General features: G+C 65.9%; 10 protein-coding genes. 8 read left to right on the plus strand and 2 right to left on the minus strand.

The annotated features are described in order from the left end of the window. The first annotated feature begins 10 nt into the window (after positions 1–10). Together E4M01_RS07060 and E4M01_RS07065 are read left to right on the plus strand one after the other, a co-directional pair. Positions 11–3,487, plus strand: a complete 3,477-nt coding sequence (locus E4M01_RS07060; RefSeq protein ID WP_135061506.1) for a DNA methyltransferase — start codon at positions 11–13, stop codon at positions 3,485–3,487. Between the two features lie 36 nt (positions 3,488–3,523). Beyond that, positions 3,524–5,101 (plus strand): NAD(P)/FAD-dependent oxidoreductase, encoded by a 1,578-nt coding sequence (locus E4M01_RS07065; protein ID WP_135061504.1) that lies wholly within the window; start codon positions 3,524–3,526, stop codon positions 5,099–5,101. 2 nt (positions 5,102–5,103) lie between these two features. Here E4M01_RS07065 and E4M01_RS07070 read toward each other — a convergent pair whose 3' ends face one another. Together E4M01_RS07070 and E4M01_RS07075 are read right to left on the minus strand one after the other, a co-directional pair. After that, positions 5,104–5,481 (minus strand): response regulator, encoded by a 378-nt coding sequence (locus tag E4M01_RS07070; protein ID WP_135061502.1) that lies wholly within the window; start codon positions 5,479–5,481, stop codon positions 5,104–5,106. Beyond that, on the minus strand, positions 5,478–6,992 hold the full coding sequence (locus E4M01_RS07075; RefSeq protein WP_245158138.1) for a sensor histidine kinase: 1,515 nt from the start codon (positions 6,990–6,992) through the stop codon (positions 5,478–5,480). The genes E4M01_RS07070 and E4M01_RS07075 overlap by 4 nt, the downstream gene beginning before the upstream one ends. Before the next feature lie 314 nt (positions 6,993–7,306). Here E4M01_RS07075 and E4M01_RS07080 point away from each other — a divergent pair, with 314 nt between their 5' ends. From E4M01_RS07080 to E4M01_RS07105, 6 genes are all read left to right on the plus strand, one after another. Next, on the plus strand, positions 7,307–8,362 hold the full coding sequence (locus tag E4M01_RS07080; RefSeq protein ID WP_135061498.1) for a LacI family DNA-binding transcriptional regulator: 1,056 nt from the start codon (positions 7,307–7,309) through the stop codon (positions 8,360–8,362). 14 nt (positions 8,363–8,376) lie between these two features. Then, positions 8,377–11,382, plus strand: a complete 3,006-nt coding sequence (locus E4M01_RS07085) for a TonB-dependent receptor domain-containing protein (protein ID WP_209316017.1) — start codon at positions 8,377–8,379, stop codon at positions 11,380–11,382. A 90-nt stretch (positions 11,383–11,472) separates the two neighbouring features. After that, positions 11,473–12,927 (plus strand): glucoamylase family protein, encoded by a 1,455-nt coding sequence (locus E4M01_RS07090; protein ID WP_135061493.1) that lies wholly within the window; start codon positions 11,473–11,475, stop codon positions 12,925–12,927. Next, positions 12,924–14,195 (plus strand): sugar ABC transporter substrate-binding protein, encoded by a 1,272-nt coding sequence (locus E4M01_RS07095; RefSeq protein ID WP_209316018.1) that lies wholly within the window; start codon positions 12,924–12,926, stop codon positions 14,193–14,195. The genes E4M01_RS07090 and E4M01_RS07095 overlap by 4 nt, the downstream gene beginning before the upstream one ends. After that, on the plus strand, positions 14,192–15,154 hold the full coding sequence (locus tag E4M01_RS07100) for a carbohydrate ABC transporter permease (RefSeq protein ID WP_245158137.1): 963 nt from the start codon (positions 14,192–14,194) through the stop codon (positions 15,152–15,154). The genes E4M01_RS07095 and E4M01_RS07100 overlap by 4 nt, the downstream gene beginning before the upstream one ends. Next, entirely contained in the window at positions 15,151–15,972 is an 822-nt protein-coding gene (locus tag E4M01_RS07105; RefSeq protein ID WP_167765227.1) for a carbohydrate ABC transporter permease, read from the plus strand. The genes E4M01_RS07100 and E4M01_RS07105 overlap by 4 nt, the downstream gene beginning before the upstream one ends. Positions 15,973–16,014: the final 42 nt, after the last annotated feature.

Below are 16,014 nucleotides of genomic sequence, written 5' to 3' on the forward strand. Positions count from 1 at the left end.
GGGGCGACCGATGGATGCGCACGACTTCATTCGCAGATGGGCGAACGCCAGCATCGGCGAAAGGGCTCACTGTCACACCTTCATCCAACAGTTGTGCGACCTGATCGGCGCGCCCGCGCCGGATCAGGAGATCGCGGGCGACCTGGACTACTGCTTCGAGCGGCCGGTCTGGTTCCTGCACGATGACGGCGGCCGGCATTCGCGCTTCATCGACTGCTACAAGCGCAACTGTTTCGTGCTGGAGGCCAAACAGTCCCGCAAACGGCGCGACGGGGGCGAGCTGGATCCCCGCCTTCAGATGGAGCTGTTCGCCAGCGCCGGGCGCAAACCGGCGCGCCTGTCGGCTGAGGCGTGGGAGCGTTTGATGCGCTCGGCCAAGCGCCAGGCGGAGGGCTACGCCAAGGCGCTGGACGAATGGCCGCCGTTCCTGGTGATCGTGGACGTCGGCCGCGCCATCGAGCTGTGGTCCGACTTTCCGCGACAGGGCAAGGCCTATGCCCCGTTCCCGGACCGGGCGCGGTATCGGATCGAGTTGGAGCAACTGGCCGATCCGGTGGTCCGCGAGCGCCTGCGCCGCGTCTGGACCGACCCGATGAGCCTGGACCCGGCTCAGCATGTCGCCGAGGTCACCACCGACATCGCCGGCCGCTTGGCTCGACTGGTGCGCTCCATCGGATCGCGGGGTTGCGAGGGGCCAGACGGCCAGCCCGATCCGGTCGCCCGCGCGGCTCGGGCCAATCAGACGGCCCTGTTCGTCATGCAGTGCATCTTCGCCATGTTCGCCGACAGCGTGGGCCTGATCGAGAAGCGCGGCTTCCTGACGTTTCTGGAGGGATATCGCGGGCAGGCCGACCAGTTTCACAAGGGCGCCGGCGACTTCTTCCGCCGCATGGACGAAGGCGGCCACTGCTCGGCCATTCGTCAGGATCTGAGGCGATTCAACGGCGGGCCGTTCAAACATGTGGCGGCCCTGCCGATCACCGAGGCGGAGCTGGAGGCCCTGATCGCGGCGGCCCGGCGTGACTGGGCCTCGGTGGAGCCCGCCATCTTCGGCGCCCTGCTGGAGCAGGCGCTCGATCCGCGCGAGCGGGCAGAGTTGGGCGCCCACTACACGCCGCGCGCCTATGTCGAGCGGCTGGTCGAGCCGACGGTGATGGAACCGCTTCGGGCGGATTGGGAGGCGTTGGAGGCGCGCGCCATCGCCCAGTATCTGTCCGGCGACGACAAGGCGGCGCGGCGCACGGTGCGCGAGTTTCACCGGCAACTCTGTGCCGTGCGGGTGCTGGATCCGGCCTGCGGCACCGGCAACTTTCTCTATGTCGCCATGGGCATGATGAAGGCGCTTGAGGGCGAGGTGCTGGGCGTGCTGTCCGAGATGGGCGAGCGGCAGGCGGCGCTGGAGCTGGACGGCCACACCGTCAGCCCGGAGCAGTTCTGGGGCATCGAAAAGAACGCCTACGCCGCCTGGATCGCCGAAATGGTGATGTGGATCGGCTATCTGCAATGGCATTTCCGGCTGTTCGGCGACGCCAAGCCGTCCGAGCCGATCCTGAGAAATTTCGCCAGAATCCAGCACCGCGACGCCCTGCTCGCTTGGTCCAGGGTCGAGATGGAGCGCGACGGCCGGGGGCGGCCGCGCACCTGGCGCCGCGCCGCGCGCAAGGCCGACGAGGCGCCGCGCCTGTTCGAGGCCGAGGGCGAGGATGTCGAGATCGTGCGGTATCTCAATCCGCGCCCGGCGCCCTGGCCCGACGTTCACTTCATCGTCGGTAACCCGCCTTTCATCGGCGGCAAGGATCTGAGGCGAGAGCTGGGGCCGGGCTACGTCGACGCTCTGTGGCACGTCCGACAGGGGCGCTTCCGTTCAGCGGACCTTGTCACCGCCTGGTGGGACCGGGCCGCCGAGATGCTGACGCGTCCAGGATCAAGTCTGCGCCGGTTCGGCTTCATCACCACCAACTCGATCACCCAGACCTTTTCGCGTCGAGTGCTGGAGCACCATCTGGATGGCCGACCGCCGATGCGTTTGGTCTTCGCCATTCCCGACCATCCCTGGCTGAAGGGCGGCGACCGCGCCGCCGTGCGTATCGCCATGACGGTGGCCGAACGCGGCGAGCCGGACGGGGAAGGGCGGCTGCTGACGGTGGTGTCGGAGGAGGGCTTGAACACCGACGATCCGGCGATCGTGCTGCGTGAACGACGCGGGGTGATCGGGGCGGACCTGACGATTGGTGATGAAGCCGCCGCCGCGGTCGAGCTCAAAGCGAACTCGAGCCTCTGTTCTCCGGGCGTCAAACTGCACGGCGCTGGCTTCATGCTGACGCCTTCGAGAGCTGATGAGTTGCAAGCAGCGTCCGACCGCGATGCGCCCTGGCCAGTTCGCAACTATCGAAACGGCAAGGACTTGGCCGGCAGATCAAGGGAGCTGAGCGTCATCGACCTGTTCGGCTGGGAAGAGAGCGATGTGCGACGACGGCACCCAGGGCTGTATCAACACTTGCTGGAGACGGTGAAGCCGGAACGAGATCGGAATAACCGGGCGTCCTATCGAGAGTACTGGTGGCTGTTCGGTGAGCCTCGGCGCGAAATGCGCCCTGCGTTGAATGGCCTGAAGCGCTACATCGCCACCGTGGAAACCGCCAAGCATCGGTGGTTCCGGTTCCTGGACGGCGACATCCTGCCGGACAACAAGCTGGTGGTGGTGGCGAGCGATGACGCCCGCTTGCTGGGGGTGCTGTCGTCGCGGCTGCACAATGCCTGGTTTGTCGCGAATTCGGGCCGGATCGGCGTCTACGAGAAGGACGCCGTCTATGTGAAAAGCGCCTGCTTTGACGCGTTCCCCTTTCCCGATCTGAACGGCGCGGCGGGGCTGGAGATCGGGGCCCTGGCCAAAGAGCTGGACGCGCTGAGGGTGCGGGTGCTGGCCGATCAACCCGATCTGACGATGACGGGCCTTTACAATGCGCGGGAACGGCTGGCCTCGGGCGAGGTGCTGACGGACGCTGAGCGGTCCGTGGTGGATCGCGGCCTGGTGCGGCTGCTGGACCATCTGCACCGCCGCATCGACGAGCAGACGGCCCTGGCCTACGGCTGGCCGACCGACATAGACGGCGAGTCGGCGGTGACGGCGCTGGCCCGGCTGAACCGCGAGCGCGCCCAAGAAGAAAGCCGCGGCGTGATCCGCTTCCTGAGGCCCGGCTATCAGGCCGCGCGGGTCAAGGTCGACGGCCGGCCGGTGCAGATCGAGGCGGGCCTGGTGGCGCCTGATGCGCGGCCCGTCCTGCCGGATACGCCCGAGGGCCTGGCGTCAGCCCTGCTGGTGGAGCTCAGGCGGACGGGTGCGCCGGTCGGGGCGGAAGCCTTGGCCGAGCGGTTCGAGGGGCGCACCCGCAAGGCCCGGGTGCGTGAAATGCTGGCGGTCCTGTCGGTGGCCGGATCGGTGCATCGCACGGAGGCGGGCTGGTTTGCGGCGGGGCGTCGCGGCTGACGCCGTCGCCTGCTATGCCGCTGATCAGGAGGCGGCATGGCGAAGCACGAGACGGACGTCGTCGTTCTAGGCGGCGGGCACAACGGGCTGGTCTGCGCCTGGTACATGGCGCGCGCCGGGCTGAAGGTGACGGTGCTGGAGCGTCGAGGCGTCGTCGGCGGCGCGGCGGTGACGGAAGAGTTTTATCCCGGTTTTCGCAACTCGACCGCCAGCTACACCGTCAGCCTGCTGAATCCACGCATCATCGCCGACATGGATCTGGCGCGGCACGGGCTGCGCATCGTGGAGCGACGGCTGTCGAACTTCCTGCCCCTGGAGGACGGGCGATATCTACTGGCGGGGGAGGGGCGGACCCAGTCGGAAGTGGCTCGGTTCTCGACGCGCGACGCCGAGCGGCTGCCGGCCTATGAGGCGCGGCTGGAGGCCATAGCCGCTGTCCTGCGCGACTGGGTGCTGAAGCCGCCGCCGAATCTGGTCGAGGGCGGCTGGGCGGCGCTACCGGAGATGCTGAAGGCCCTGGCGCTAGGGCGACGCGTCGCAGGACTTGACCTAACCGGACGGCGCGACCTGATCGATCTGTTCGCCAAGTCGGCGGGCGATTGGCTGGACGGCTGGTTCGAGAGCGATCCGATCAAGGCCTTGTTTGGGTTCGACAGCGTGGTGGGCAACTACGCCAGCCCCTACACGCCCGGCTCGGCCTATGTGCTGCTGCACCACGTGTTCGGCGAGGTGAACGGCAAGCGCGGCGCCTGGGGCCACGCCATCGGCGGGATGGGCGCCATCACCCAGGCCATGGCGGCCGCCTGCGTCGAGGCCGGAGTCGATATCCGCCTGGACAGTCCGGTCGCCGAGGTGCTGACCGAAAAGGACAGGGCGGTCGGCGCGGTGACGGAGGACGGCGAGGTGGTGCGCGCTCGCGCCGTGGTCTCCAACCTTCATCCGCGGCTGCTTTTCGACAAGGTTGATCCCGCGATCGTGCCTGCGGATTTCCGGGCCAGGATCGCCGGCTATCGCTCGGGCTCGGGCACGTTCCGCATGAATCTTGCCCTTTCGGAGCTGCCGCGTTTCACGGCCCTGCCAGAGCCGGGAGACCATCTGACGGCCGGCGTCATCATCGCGCCCAGCCTGACCTACATGGACCGGGCGCACGCCGAAGCGCGGCTGAACGGATGGTCGTCAAAGCCGATCGTCGAGATGCTGATCCCGTCGACGCTGGACGACACACTGGCCCCGACGGGCGCCCATGTCGCGAGCCTGTTCTGCCAGCACGTCTCGCCCGACTTGGCCGACGCGGATCGCGAGACGGTGGCGGATCTGATGATCGAGACGGTGGATCGCCATGCGCCGGGCTTCAAGGCGTCGGTGCTGGGGCGGCTGGCGCTGGGGCCGCGCGATCTGGAGCGGCGGTTCGGTCTGGTCGGCGGCGACATCTTCCACGGCCGGCTGACGCTGGACCAACTGTTCAGCGCCCGGCCGGTGGCGGGCCATGCGGACTATCGGATGCCCGTTCCGGGCCTCTACCTGTGCGGCTCGGGCGCACACCCCGGCGGCGGCGTCACCGGCGCGCCTGGGCGAAATGCGGCTCGGGCGGTCACACGCGACCTTGGGCGCTGATCTCAGGCCTCGGCGACACCCAGGGCGCTCATCAAGGCGCTGCGGACCGTCGCTTCGGTGAAGGGTTTCTGGATCGTAGGATGGCCACGCCATTCGTCCGGCAAGCCGCCTTCCCCATATCCCGTGGAGAATACGAACGGCACGCCCCGCGCCTTCAACGCATCTGCGGCTGGAAAAACCTGACGGCCCGCCACGTTTACGTCCAGCAGAGCCCCATCCAACACGGCCTCGTCGCTTATCAAGCGCAGACCCTCGTCTACGCTCGAAGCAGGACCGACAGGGAGGCAGCCCAAGTCTTCCAGAACCGTCTCGAGCAGCATGGCGACCAGGGATTCATCTTCTATGACGAGGATCCGGCGGTCCTTGAGCAAGTGGGTCATTGAAGATCGCCCCCGTCGAGCGGCAGCGAGATATCCACCTCGAGGCCGTCATTGGAATATCGTGTTTGAAGCTCGCCGCCCAGGTCGTGTCGAACATTGCGCTCGATCAGACGGGAGCCGAAACCGCGTCGTTCGGGTGCCACGACCGGCGGCCCGCCCCTTTCCTGCCAGCTCAAGCTCAGGCGAGGCGCGCGTTGATCTGCGACGGACCAGTCGACGAAGACGCGGCCCTCCGGCGCGGACAGCGCGCCGTATTTGGCGGCGTTCGTGGCCAGCTCATGGAATATCATGCCCAGCGAAAGGGCTCGAGACGGCGCCAGTGACAGGGGCGGGCCGTTCAGCACGATCCGCTGTGCGCCATGGGCGGCGGTCTCATGCTCCAGGATCGATCGCAGGTCCGCGCCTTCCCAATGGGAGCGCGTCAGCAGGTCGTGGGTGTGCGACAGGGCCAGCAACCTCGCCTGAAAGGTCTCGGCGAAGCTTCTTGGGTCGCTGTTGGAACGCGCAGTCTGCATGGCGATCGACTGGACGGTCGCCAGAGTGTTCTTAACCCGATGATTCAACTCGTCGATCATCAACCGCTGTCGGCGATCGGCCAGAACCTTTTCGGTGACGTCGTTGCCCTGAACGAAGACGCCTATCGTGGCGTCCCCGTCGCCGCGGATGGGTTGATAGTAGAGGTCGATATAGCGGGTTTCCGCGGCCGCGTTGGGGGTCCGGTTCAAGGCGGCGGGCTGCGCATGAGCTTCCACGGCCTCACCCGTCGCATAGACGCTGTCCAGAAGATCGATGAAGCCCTGGCCCTCTATCTCGGGCATGAACTCACGAATGGGCTGATCGTGCGCAGGCGTGCGGCCTACGATGCGGTCGTAGGCGCCGTTGGTGAACTGAAACCGATGATCCTCGCCCAGAAGCACGGCGACAGCCTGCGGAGAGCGACGGAACAGATCCATCAACCGCCCGTGTTCCCGCTCAAGCTTGGCCTTGGCGTTCTCAGCCTTCTCAGCCCGGTTCAGTACGGCGCCCGAGAGCAGTCGATCCAGAGTGGGCGCGTCGCTTTCCTTGTCGGCCAGCTGCCGACGCAGGCGCTCCATTTCGGTGATGTCCGACGTGTGCTGTAGAATATAGGCTACCCGCCCTTCGGCGTCCTTCATGGGCGTATGGACAGCGCTCCAGAACCGATCCTCGAGCACGCGTCGGCCGTCCGGTCCGGTCACAGGGATGGCGTAATGGATCACAGGCAGAATATCGCGCTCGCCCGTCGCCAGAACACGTTCAAAGGAGTCGCGCAGGCGCTGGGCGCTCGCCCGCCCTTCTTCCCCGCCGTCGAATTCGTCGAAGATCACCTTGCCGAGCAGGTCGTCGCGCTGCCGCTGGACAGCGTCGAGATAGGCCTGGTTGACGCCCGCGAAACGCAATTCGCGATCCAGCACCATATACGGGTTCGCCGACGCGTCGAAGGCGGCCGCGAGTTGTTGCGCGACCTCGCTGCTCTTCGCCAGTTCCTTCAAGCCGCCCCCCTTGCGCGTAGTAGCCTGCAATGCGTCAGCGCGGCGATGGTTGCGCGACCACGACATTGAGCGCGCTCTCTAACACGAAGCGCGACTTGCGCGACGCGCGGATGAAATTGACCAGCGGGGCTGCGGCATAGCGCAGTCAACTCAGTGAGGCGTGAATGCGGCCCTTGCGCGGCATGTTACGGCTGTGTCATGTAATCGGTTACACGAACCGACGGACGGACCCTCGCAAAGGGGGCCGGGGCTGCGGGGAGACGGGAGCGATACATGCCGCCAGGAGGCAAACCCATTCCAGCCAGGCTTTCGTCATGAAGGCCGCGACTATCCGCGATGTCGCGCGCCGAGCTGAGGTGTCGGTGGCGTCGGTCTCGCGCGTTCTCAGCGGGACCGGTCCTGTAACCGATTACACGCGCCAGAAGGTCGAGGCCGCCGTGGCCGAGCTGGCCTATGTGCCGCACTCTGGGGCGCGAAGCCTTTCGACCAGCCGGACCCAGGTGATCGGCGTGATTCTGCCGGATCTCTTCGGCGAGTTCTTTTCGGAGCTGATCCGCGGCATGGATCTGGCGGCCCGCGCCGGCGGCTACCACCTCATCGTTTCCAGCACCCACGGCGACGCCGACGAAGCCGCAGCGGTTATTCGCTCAATGCGCGGCCGCGTCGACGGCCTGGCGGTGCTGTCGCCGCATGTCGACGATGCCGGGCTGGCTGAAAGCCTCGCGAGCGCCGTGCCCGTTCTGGTGATGAATGGCGGGGAAGGCGGGTCGCGGCCCTCGATCGTGGTCGACAACCACGCTGGCGCTGTGGAGGCCGTGCGTCATCTCGCTGCAGGCGGCCGACGACGCATAGCCTTCATCGCCGGTCCTCAAGACAACAGCGAAGCCGCCGCCCGACGATCAGGATATCTGGCCGCCATGGCGCAGGCCGGTCTCGAGCCGCAGATCGCCGACGGGGACTTCAGTCAGTCGGCGGGCCACACCGCCTGTCTGGAGCTGATCAGTCGAGCGCCGCGCCCGGACGCCGTCTTCGCCGCCAACGACATGATGGCCGTCGGAGCCCTGCTGGCCTTGCAGGAAACCGGACTTCGCTGCCCGGAAGACGTCGCCGTCGTCGGCTTCGATGATGTGCCGATCGCCGCTCTGATGCGGCCGTCGCTGACCACGATGAAGATCGACATCGCTGGAATCGGCCGCCGCGCGCTCGAGCGTCTGATCGACCTGATCCGAAATCGTGCCGACGCGGACGCCGCCCAGGAAGTGGTGAGGCCGGTGCTTGTCGAGCGCCAGTCCACCCGCCCTCACCACAAGACCGCCAACCATCCAGCCGCAGCCGGGCTCACGCCCGGTTTTGCGACGATCGATTCCTGAAGGGGGAGATCATTATGTTCAACCATAGAAAACTGGCCCTGAGCGCCGCCTCGGCCCTCGCCGTCGCCGCCGCCCTGGCTGCCGCGGCCCCGGCAAGCGCGCAGGTGGCGACCTCGACTATCCGAGGCAGCATTGCTTCGGCCCCGGCCGGCTCGACTGTTGTTGCGCGCAACACGGCCAGCGGCTTCACCAACCGCGCCACCGTCAACAGCCAGGGCGGCTACACCCTGTCGGGTCTACGGCCCGGCACCTATGAGGTGACGGTCACCACTAGCGACGGTCAAACGGCGACCGACACGGTCAGCATCGGCGTGGGACAGGTCGGCAATCTCGACCTCGACGTGACCGCCACGGCAGCGCCGACGCCGGGAGGCGTGGCAGAGGTCGCGGACGTCGTCGTCACCGGCCGTCGTCTGGCCGAGGTTCGCACCCCGGAAAACGCGACAAATGTGACGACCCAGCAGATTCAGACGCTGCCGCAGATCAACCGCAACTTCCTGAACTTTGCGGCGCTGGCGCCAGGCGTACGCGTCTCGCAAAACGAGCAAGAGGTGACCATCACGGCCGGCGGCCAGCGCGCCGAGGCGGTCAACGCCTTCATCGACGGCGCCAGCCTGAAGTCGAACATCATCTCGGGCGGCATCGTTGGTCAGGATGACAGCCGCGGCAATCCGTTCCCGCAGGGTTCGATCCAGGAATTCCGCGTCGTCAGCCAGAACTTCAAGGCCGAATACGAGCAGGCTTCTTCCGCCATTATTACGGCGGTGACCCGCTCCGGCACGAACGAATTCAGTGGTGAGGTCTTCGGCACTTACCGTGACGAGAGCTTCATCACGCAGGATGAGTTTGGGCGCCGAAACAATGACGAGCAGCCGTCGTTGGAAGTCCTGCAGTACGGAGCCGCGCTGGGCGGGCCGATCATTCGTGATGTGCTGCACTTCTTCGCAAACTACGAGCACAAGCAGGAAAACCGGGCCGCATCCGTTACCCTAGGCCGCCAGACGCCAGCCTATCTGGCGCAGTTCGGCGACTATGTGGGCACTTTCGCCACGCCGTTCGAGGAAGATCTCTTTTTCGGAAAGCTCAGCTTCCAGCCGCGTGAGGGCCACCTCTTTGACCTGAGCGTGACCTATCGCGACGAGGCCGACACCACCGGGGTGGGCGGCGCCAACTCGTTCGACCGCGCCACGGGTCTCGAGCAAACAACTAAGAGCGCCAACTTCCGCTATCAGTGGCAGGGTCAGGGCTTCCTGAACGAGTTCGCCGTCGACTATCGTAACTACAACTACAACCCGACCGCGCAGAACTTCGATGCCGCCGGCGCCAGCTATCGGGTGTTCGACAATGAGTTTCAGCCCTTCGGCGGGTTGGCGATCATCAACATCGGCGGGGCTGACACTCGTCAGGACATTACCGATGAGGCTCTGACCTTCCGAAACGACCTGACGCTGACGGACATCGAGTTCAACGGCGTTCACACCATCAAAATGGGCGTGAAGTTCTCATCGCAAGACTATGAGGTAATCAAAGAGTTCGGCCGCAATCCGCAGTTCTTCTACGATCTGGATGGAAACGCGAGCGGTGACGCCGACATCCCCTATCGTGTTGAACTCGGCACGGCGTTCCCGACGGTCAACCTGAACAACAAGGTCTACGGGCTTTACATCCAGGACGACTGGCAGATCACAGACCGGCTTGAACTGAACCTCGGGATTCGCTGGGACTACGAGTCGAACGCGAACAACGACGACTACGTCACGCCCCAGTCCGTAATCGGCGGGCTGGATCAATGGATTGCATCCACTGCTGGGGGCAAACCCGCAGGTTACGCGCCCAGCTGGTTCAACCGGGACGACTACATATCGACGGGTGACAATCGCTCACCGTTCAAGAACGCGTTCCAGCCTCGCATCGGCTTCTCGTATGACTTGTCTGGGGATCGGTCGACCGTGATTTTCGGCGGCGCGGGACGGTATTATGATCGCGTCAACTTCAACTTCTCGTTCGACGAACTCGCGAAACCGTTCGACACGAGGAAGAACGCTTTCTTCTCCACGACAGGGGGCGCGCCCGGCGTCGCGGACGGTACGCCTGACGATCCCTTCCTGTGGGACCCGTCTTATGCGACGCCGGCTGGCCTGGACCCGCTGCTCGCCGGGATCGAAGCCAAGGGGCAAGCTTTCCTGCTCAGGAACGACTTCGAGCCCCCAAGCACCGACCAGGTCAATCTTGGGGTTCGTCAGCGGTTCGGGGAATGGCAAACCGAATTCACCCTCGCGTATGGAAAGACCAAGAACGAGTTCACTTGGCTGTATCTCACGCGCTGCCGCGAACCGGCCTTCGGCAACGATGGTGGTGGTTTCGGCGATAACGGAGGCACCTGCGGCCCGGACGGCTCCAACCCTTTCCGCGAGTACTGGGTCTCGGACCACAACAAGCAGCGCGAGTTCGCCGCCCTCTACGTCAAGCTGGACAAGGCCTATACGCGTGAGTCCGGCTGGGGCTTGAACGTTGCCTACACCCTGTCGAAGTCTGAGCAGAACGGCGGCAACGACAACTTCTGCTTCGACTGCTTCGATGTGGAAAACTCGCCCGTTCGCCCGTCGGGCAACGACGAGCGCCACCGGATTGTCGCGAACGGCATTGTCGATCTGCCTTACGACTTCCAGTTGTCGGGCATTGTCACCCTTGGGTCCGGCACGCCTTATGACGTGTTCGACGGAACGGGATCGCAGTTCTACTACCGCCCGTACGCCGGTCGTCCCGACCGTCGATCCTTCTTCATCCCGGACGCCTTCGCCTACCGGAATGTCGATCTGCGGCTAACCAAGAACATCGCCGCCCCGGGTGGTGAACTCCAGCTGTATCTGGATGCAATCAACATCTTCAACTTCAACAACTTCACCAACTACGAAGGCGGCACCGGCTCGGCGGCGGAACCCAATCCGTTCTTCGGCACGCCGCGGGCCGTGCTGTTCCCGACTCGACAGTTCCAGATCGGGGCGCGCTACGCGTTCTAAAGGCTCCTGAGCCTTGGGGCCGCCCTTCGCGTGTCGAAGGGCGGCCCTCTTTTTTGTCTTGTTTTTCTTACGCCTTAAGGAGGCAGCTTCATGGATCGTCGTCGGTTTCTTCTCGGATCAGCCGTGGGAACAGCGGCTCTGGCGAGCGGCCTCGGACTGGGCGCCTGTTCGCAGCCTGCCGCCGTCGCCGGCTCGAGTGGTGCGGGCTTGGTCACCCTGGACCCCGTGATCGAAGAACTCCAGGAGCGCAGCTTCCGCTGGTTCTGGGATACGACGAACGCCGCCAACGGCATGACGCCGGATCGCTGGCCTACGCCCAGCTTCGCCTCCATCGCCGCCATCGGCGACGCCCTGGCCTGCTGGCCGATCGGGGTCGAGCGCGGCTGGATCACGCGCGAACAGGCCCGCGAGCGCACCCTGACGACCATCCGCTTCCTGCACGACCTGAAACAGGGCCCCGAGCCGACCGGGACCGGCGGCTACAAGGGCTTCTTCTATCACTTCATCGACATGAACACCGGCCATCGCTACGGCCAGACCGAGCTGTCCAGCGTCGATACGGCTCTGTTGATGGGCGGCATGATGTTCGCCGCGCGCTGGTTCGATCAGGATCATGCCGACGAGGCCGAAATCCGTCGCCTGACCCAGGTCATCTACGAGCGGATCGAATGGCCGTGGCTGGAGGCCCGGCCGAACCGCATCTCGATGGGCTGGCACCCCGAGAGCGGCATCATCGAGGCCGACTGGAACGTCTACAACGAGGGCATGATCGTCCTGATCATGGCTATGGGCAGCCCGACGCACCCGGTTTCCAAGGGCGTCTGGGACGAATGGTGCAGCGTTTACGACCAGAGCTTCACCGACCGCTGGGGCCCCAAGCACCTGCACTTCGGCCCGATGTTCGGCCATCAGTACAGCCACATGTTCATCGACTTCCGCGGCATTCAGGACGAATGGATGCGCGACCAGTCCGGCATTCCGGGCTTCGACTATTTCGAGAACTCCAAGCGCGCGGTCCTGGCGCAGCAGAAGTACGGCGTCGACAATCCCAAGGGCTGGGACGGCTATTCCGGCGACATCTGGGGCTTCACGGCCTGCGACGGCCCGGGTGACTTCAAACAGGTCATCAACGGCCGCGAGCGCGAGTTCTTCAGCTACTCGGCCCGCGGTCCGGGCGAACGCGAGGACGGCACCATCGCGCCGACGGCGGCGGCCGGCTCCATCTGCTTCGAGCCCGAGATCGTCACCAACTGCATCAAGGCGATCAAGGCCCAGTACGGCGAGCACCTTTACGGCCAGTACGGCTTCCTCGACAGCTTCAACCTGACGCTCAAGGAAACTGAGAACCGGCTGTTGCACGGCAAGATCGTGCCGGGCGTGGGCTGGTTCAACGGCGACTACATCGGCATCGATCAGGGGCCGATCGTCATCATGACCGAGAACCTGCGTTCCAACATCATCTGGAACCGCATGCACGCCGAGCCGAATATCGTGCGCGGTCTCAAGGTGGCCGGCTTCACCGGCGGCTGGCTGGACCAGGCGTGATTGCAGGCCCGAACAGGCGGGCGGCTCTCGCCCTGATGGCCGGGGGCGCGCTTGCGTCCACGGCCGCCTGTTCGCGCGGCGCGGCCGGGGAAACCCGGCTGCGCTTTTGGGCCATGGGCAACGAGGGGGCGAACGTCCCGGCCCTGATCCCCGAGTTCGAGCGGCTGAACCCCGGCGTCCGCGTCGAGGTCCAGCCCCTGCCGTGGACGGCGGCGCACGAGAAGCTGCTGACGGCCTATGCGGGTGACTCGCTGCCAGACGTGGCCCAGATCGGCAACACCTGGGTGTCGGAGCTGACCGCCATCGGCGCCCTGTCGGCGACGCCGGCCTTCGCCTCGGATCTTCTGACCGACCAGTTCCCGGCCGTGCTGGAGACCAACGAGATCGGCGGCCGGGCCATGGCGACGCCCTGGTATGTCGACACGCGTCTGATTTTCCATCGCACCGACCTGCTGCAGCGGGCAGGCTATGACGCCGTCCCGGGCGACTGGGCCGAATGGAAGCGCGCCATGCATGGGGTCAAGCGCGTGGCGGGCGGCGCCAGCTACGCCATCCTGCTGCCGCTGAACGAGTTCGAGCAGTTGCTGACCTTCGGCCTGCAGGGCGACGAGCCCCTGTTGAGGGATGAGGCGACGCGCGGCAACTTCTCCAGCGCGTCCTTCCTGGCGGCGCTGGAGTTCTACAAGAGCCTGTTCGACGAGAGGCTGGCGCCGCTGGCGTCCTCCACGCAGATCGCCAACGTCTGGACCGAATTCGCGCGCGGCTTCTTCAGCTTCTACTTCTCCGGCCCGTGGACGATCGGCGACTTCCGCCAGCGCCTGCCGGCCGAAACGCAGTGGGCCACGGCCGGCGTGCCGGGACCGACCGGGCCGGGCGCCTCGGCGCCGGGCGGGTCGTCGCTGGCGGTGTTTCGCTCTTCGCCCCACCAGGAGGCGGCCTGGAGCCTGATCCGCTATCTGCTTCGCCCCGACATCCAGGTGCGGTTCAACGAAATGACCGGCAGCCTGCCGGCGCGCGAAAGCGCCTGGGCCGCGCCTGCCGTGACCAACGATCCGATGATCCAGCCCTTCCGCGCCCAGCTGGCGCGCGCCAAGGCTGTGCCCAAGGCGCCGGAGTGGGAGCGGATCGTCACCGAAATGCAGATCGTCGCCGAACGCATGGTGCGCGGCCAGTATACGCCCCGCGCCGCCGCCGCAGAGATTGATCGTCGCGCCGACCGGCTGCTGGAGAAGCGCCGCTGGATGCTGGAGCGGGGGAGGGCGCAATGACAATGACCGTCCAGGCGCCGCCCGATCCTGTGCGGGCCGAAAAGCCGGCGCCGGTTCGTCGCGCCGCCAATGCGCGGGCCAGAGAGCGCGCGGCCTGGGGCTTTGTCGCCCCGGCTCTGATCGCGGTCGGGCTGTTCTTCGCCATACCGGTCGTTTCGGCCCTGCTGCTCAGCCTGACCGACTTCGACATCTACGCCCTGGCGGATCTGGACAACCTGCGCTTCGTCGGCCTGGACAACTACGGCGCCCTGCTGACCAACCCGCTGTTCTGGGGCGCGATGCGGAACACGACCCTGTTCGCTGTGCTTGGCGTGCCGCTGTCGATCGGCGTGTCGCTGCTGGCGGCGGTCATCCTGAACGCGCGGGTAGTGAAGTGGCGGCCGATATGGCGGGTGATGTTCTTCGCCCCGTTCGTCACCACCCTCGTGGCCACGGCGGTGGTGTGGCGCTACCTGCTGCACACCCGCTACGGCGTCATCAACTGGGCTCTGGAGTCCGTCGGCTTGCCCGCGATCGACTGGCTGGGCCAGCCTGAAAGCTCCATCCCCGCCATCCTCATGTTCGTGGTGTGGAAGACGTTCGGCTACAACATGCTGATTTTCCTAGCCGTGCTGCAGACCGTGCCGGACGAGCTGTACGAGGCCGCCCGCATCGACGGCGCCGGGCCGATGAAGCAGTTCCGCCATGTGACCCTGCCGGCCATCGCGCCGACGTTGTTGCTGGTCTCGATCATCTCGGTCGCCGGCTTCTTCCAGCTGTTCGCCGAGCCCTATGTGATGACGCAGGGCGGGCCGGCCCAGTCGACCGTGACGGTCCTCTACTTCATGTACGAAGAGGGCTTCAAATGGTGGAATTTGGGCTCCGCCTCGGCCGTCGCCTTCATCCTGTTCCTGTGCATCTTCGCCGTGACCCTGCTGCAGCTGTGGGCGTCGCGCCGGCTTGGGAATGACCAGACATGAGGATCAAGCCCAAGGCCCTGGCCCTGAACCTGGCGGTCGCCCTGATCGCTCTGATCGTGCTGTTCCCGCTGGCCTGGATGGCGTCGGTCAGCTTCATGTCGACGGGCGAGGCCGCGACCTTCCCGCCGCCGCTGGTCCCGTCCAACTTCACGCTCGAGCACTACCGCGACCTGTTCGTGAACCAGGGCATGGGGCGCTACGTCTGGAACAGCTTCGTGCTGGCGACCCTGGCGACCGTGCTGGCCCTCGGGTTCACCGTTCCGGCCGGCTACGCGTTCGCCAAGCTGAAATTCAAGGGCCGCGACCGCCTGTTCCAGGTGCTGATCGGCGCCCTGGTGATCCCGGCCCAGATCGGCACCCTGCCGCTGTTCCTGATGCTGAAGTCGGTCGGGCTGGTGAACACCTACGCCGGCGCCCTCGTGCCGTGGCTGGCCTCCATCTTCGGCCTGTTCCTGGTGCGCCAGTATTCCCTGTCCATTCCCGACGAGATGCTGGAAGCCGCGCGGATCGACGGCGCCTCGGAGGGACAGATCTTCCGGCGGGTGGTGCTGCCGACGCTGCAGCCCATCGTCGTGACGCTGGGCCTATTCGTCTTCCTGGGCAGCTGGAACGACTTCCTGTGGCCCCTGATCATCCTGACGGATCAATCCAACTACACCCTGCCGGTGGCCCTGGCGGCCCTGTCGCGCGAGCACGTCCAGGACATCGAGCTGATGATGGCCGGCGCCGTGGTGACCGTGGCGCCGGTGCTGATCCTCTTCCTCGCCCTCCAACGCTACTACATCCGCGGCATGCTCGCGGGCAGCGTGAAGGGCTGAACCACCCCGCGTCCGGCGCTTTCGGACGCAGAGCGGAGTCTG

It is taken from the genome of Brevundimonas sp. MF30-B, assembly GCF_004683885.1.
In the GTDB taxonomy this organism is placed as follows: Bacteria; Pseudomonadota; Alphaproteobacteria; order Caulobacterales; family Caulobacteraceae; genus Brevundimonas.

Coding starts and splice junctions, on each gene's coding strand:
- E4M01_RS07060 (WP_135061506.1), top strand. CDS start 11: ATGGATGCGCACGACTTCATTCGCAGATGGGCGAACGCCAGCATCGGC.
- E4M01_RS07065 (WP_135061504.1), top strand. CDS start 3,524: ATGGCGAAGCACGAGACGGACGTCGTCGTTCTAGGCGGCGGGCACAAC.
- E4M01_RS07070 (WP_135061502.1), bottom strand. CDS start 5,481: ATGACCCACTTGCTCAAGGACCGCCGGATCCTCGTCATAGAAGATGAA.
- E4M01_RS07080 (WP_135061498.1), top strand. CDS start 7,307: ATGAAGGCCGCGACTATCCGCGATGTCGCGCGCCGAGCTGAGGTGTCG.
- E4M01_RS07085 (WP_209316017.1), top strand. CDS start 8,377: ATGTTCAACCATAGAAAACTGGCCCTGAGCGCCGCCTCGGCCCTCGCC.
- E4M01_RS07090 (WP_135061493.1), top strand. CDS start 11,473: ATGGATCGTCGTCGGTTTCTTCTCGGATCAGCCGTGGGAACAGCGGCT.
- E4M01_RS07100 (WP_245158137.1), top strand. CDS start 14,192: ATGACAATGACCGTCCAGGCGCCGCCCGATCCTGTGCGGGCCGAAAAG.
- E4M01_RS07105 (WP_167765227.1), top strand. CDS start 15,151: ATGAGGATCAAGCCCAAGGCCCTGGCCCTGAACCTGGCGGTCGCCCTG.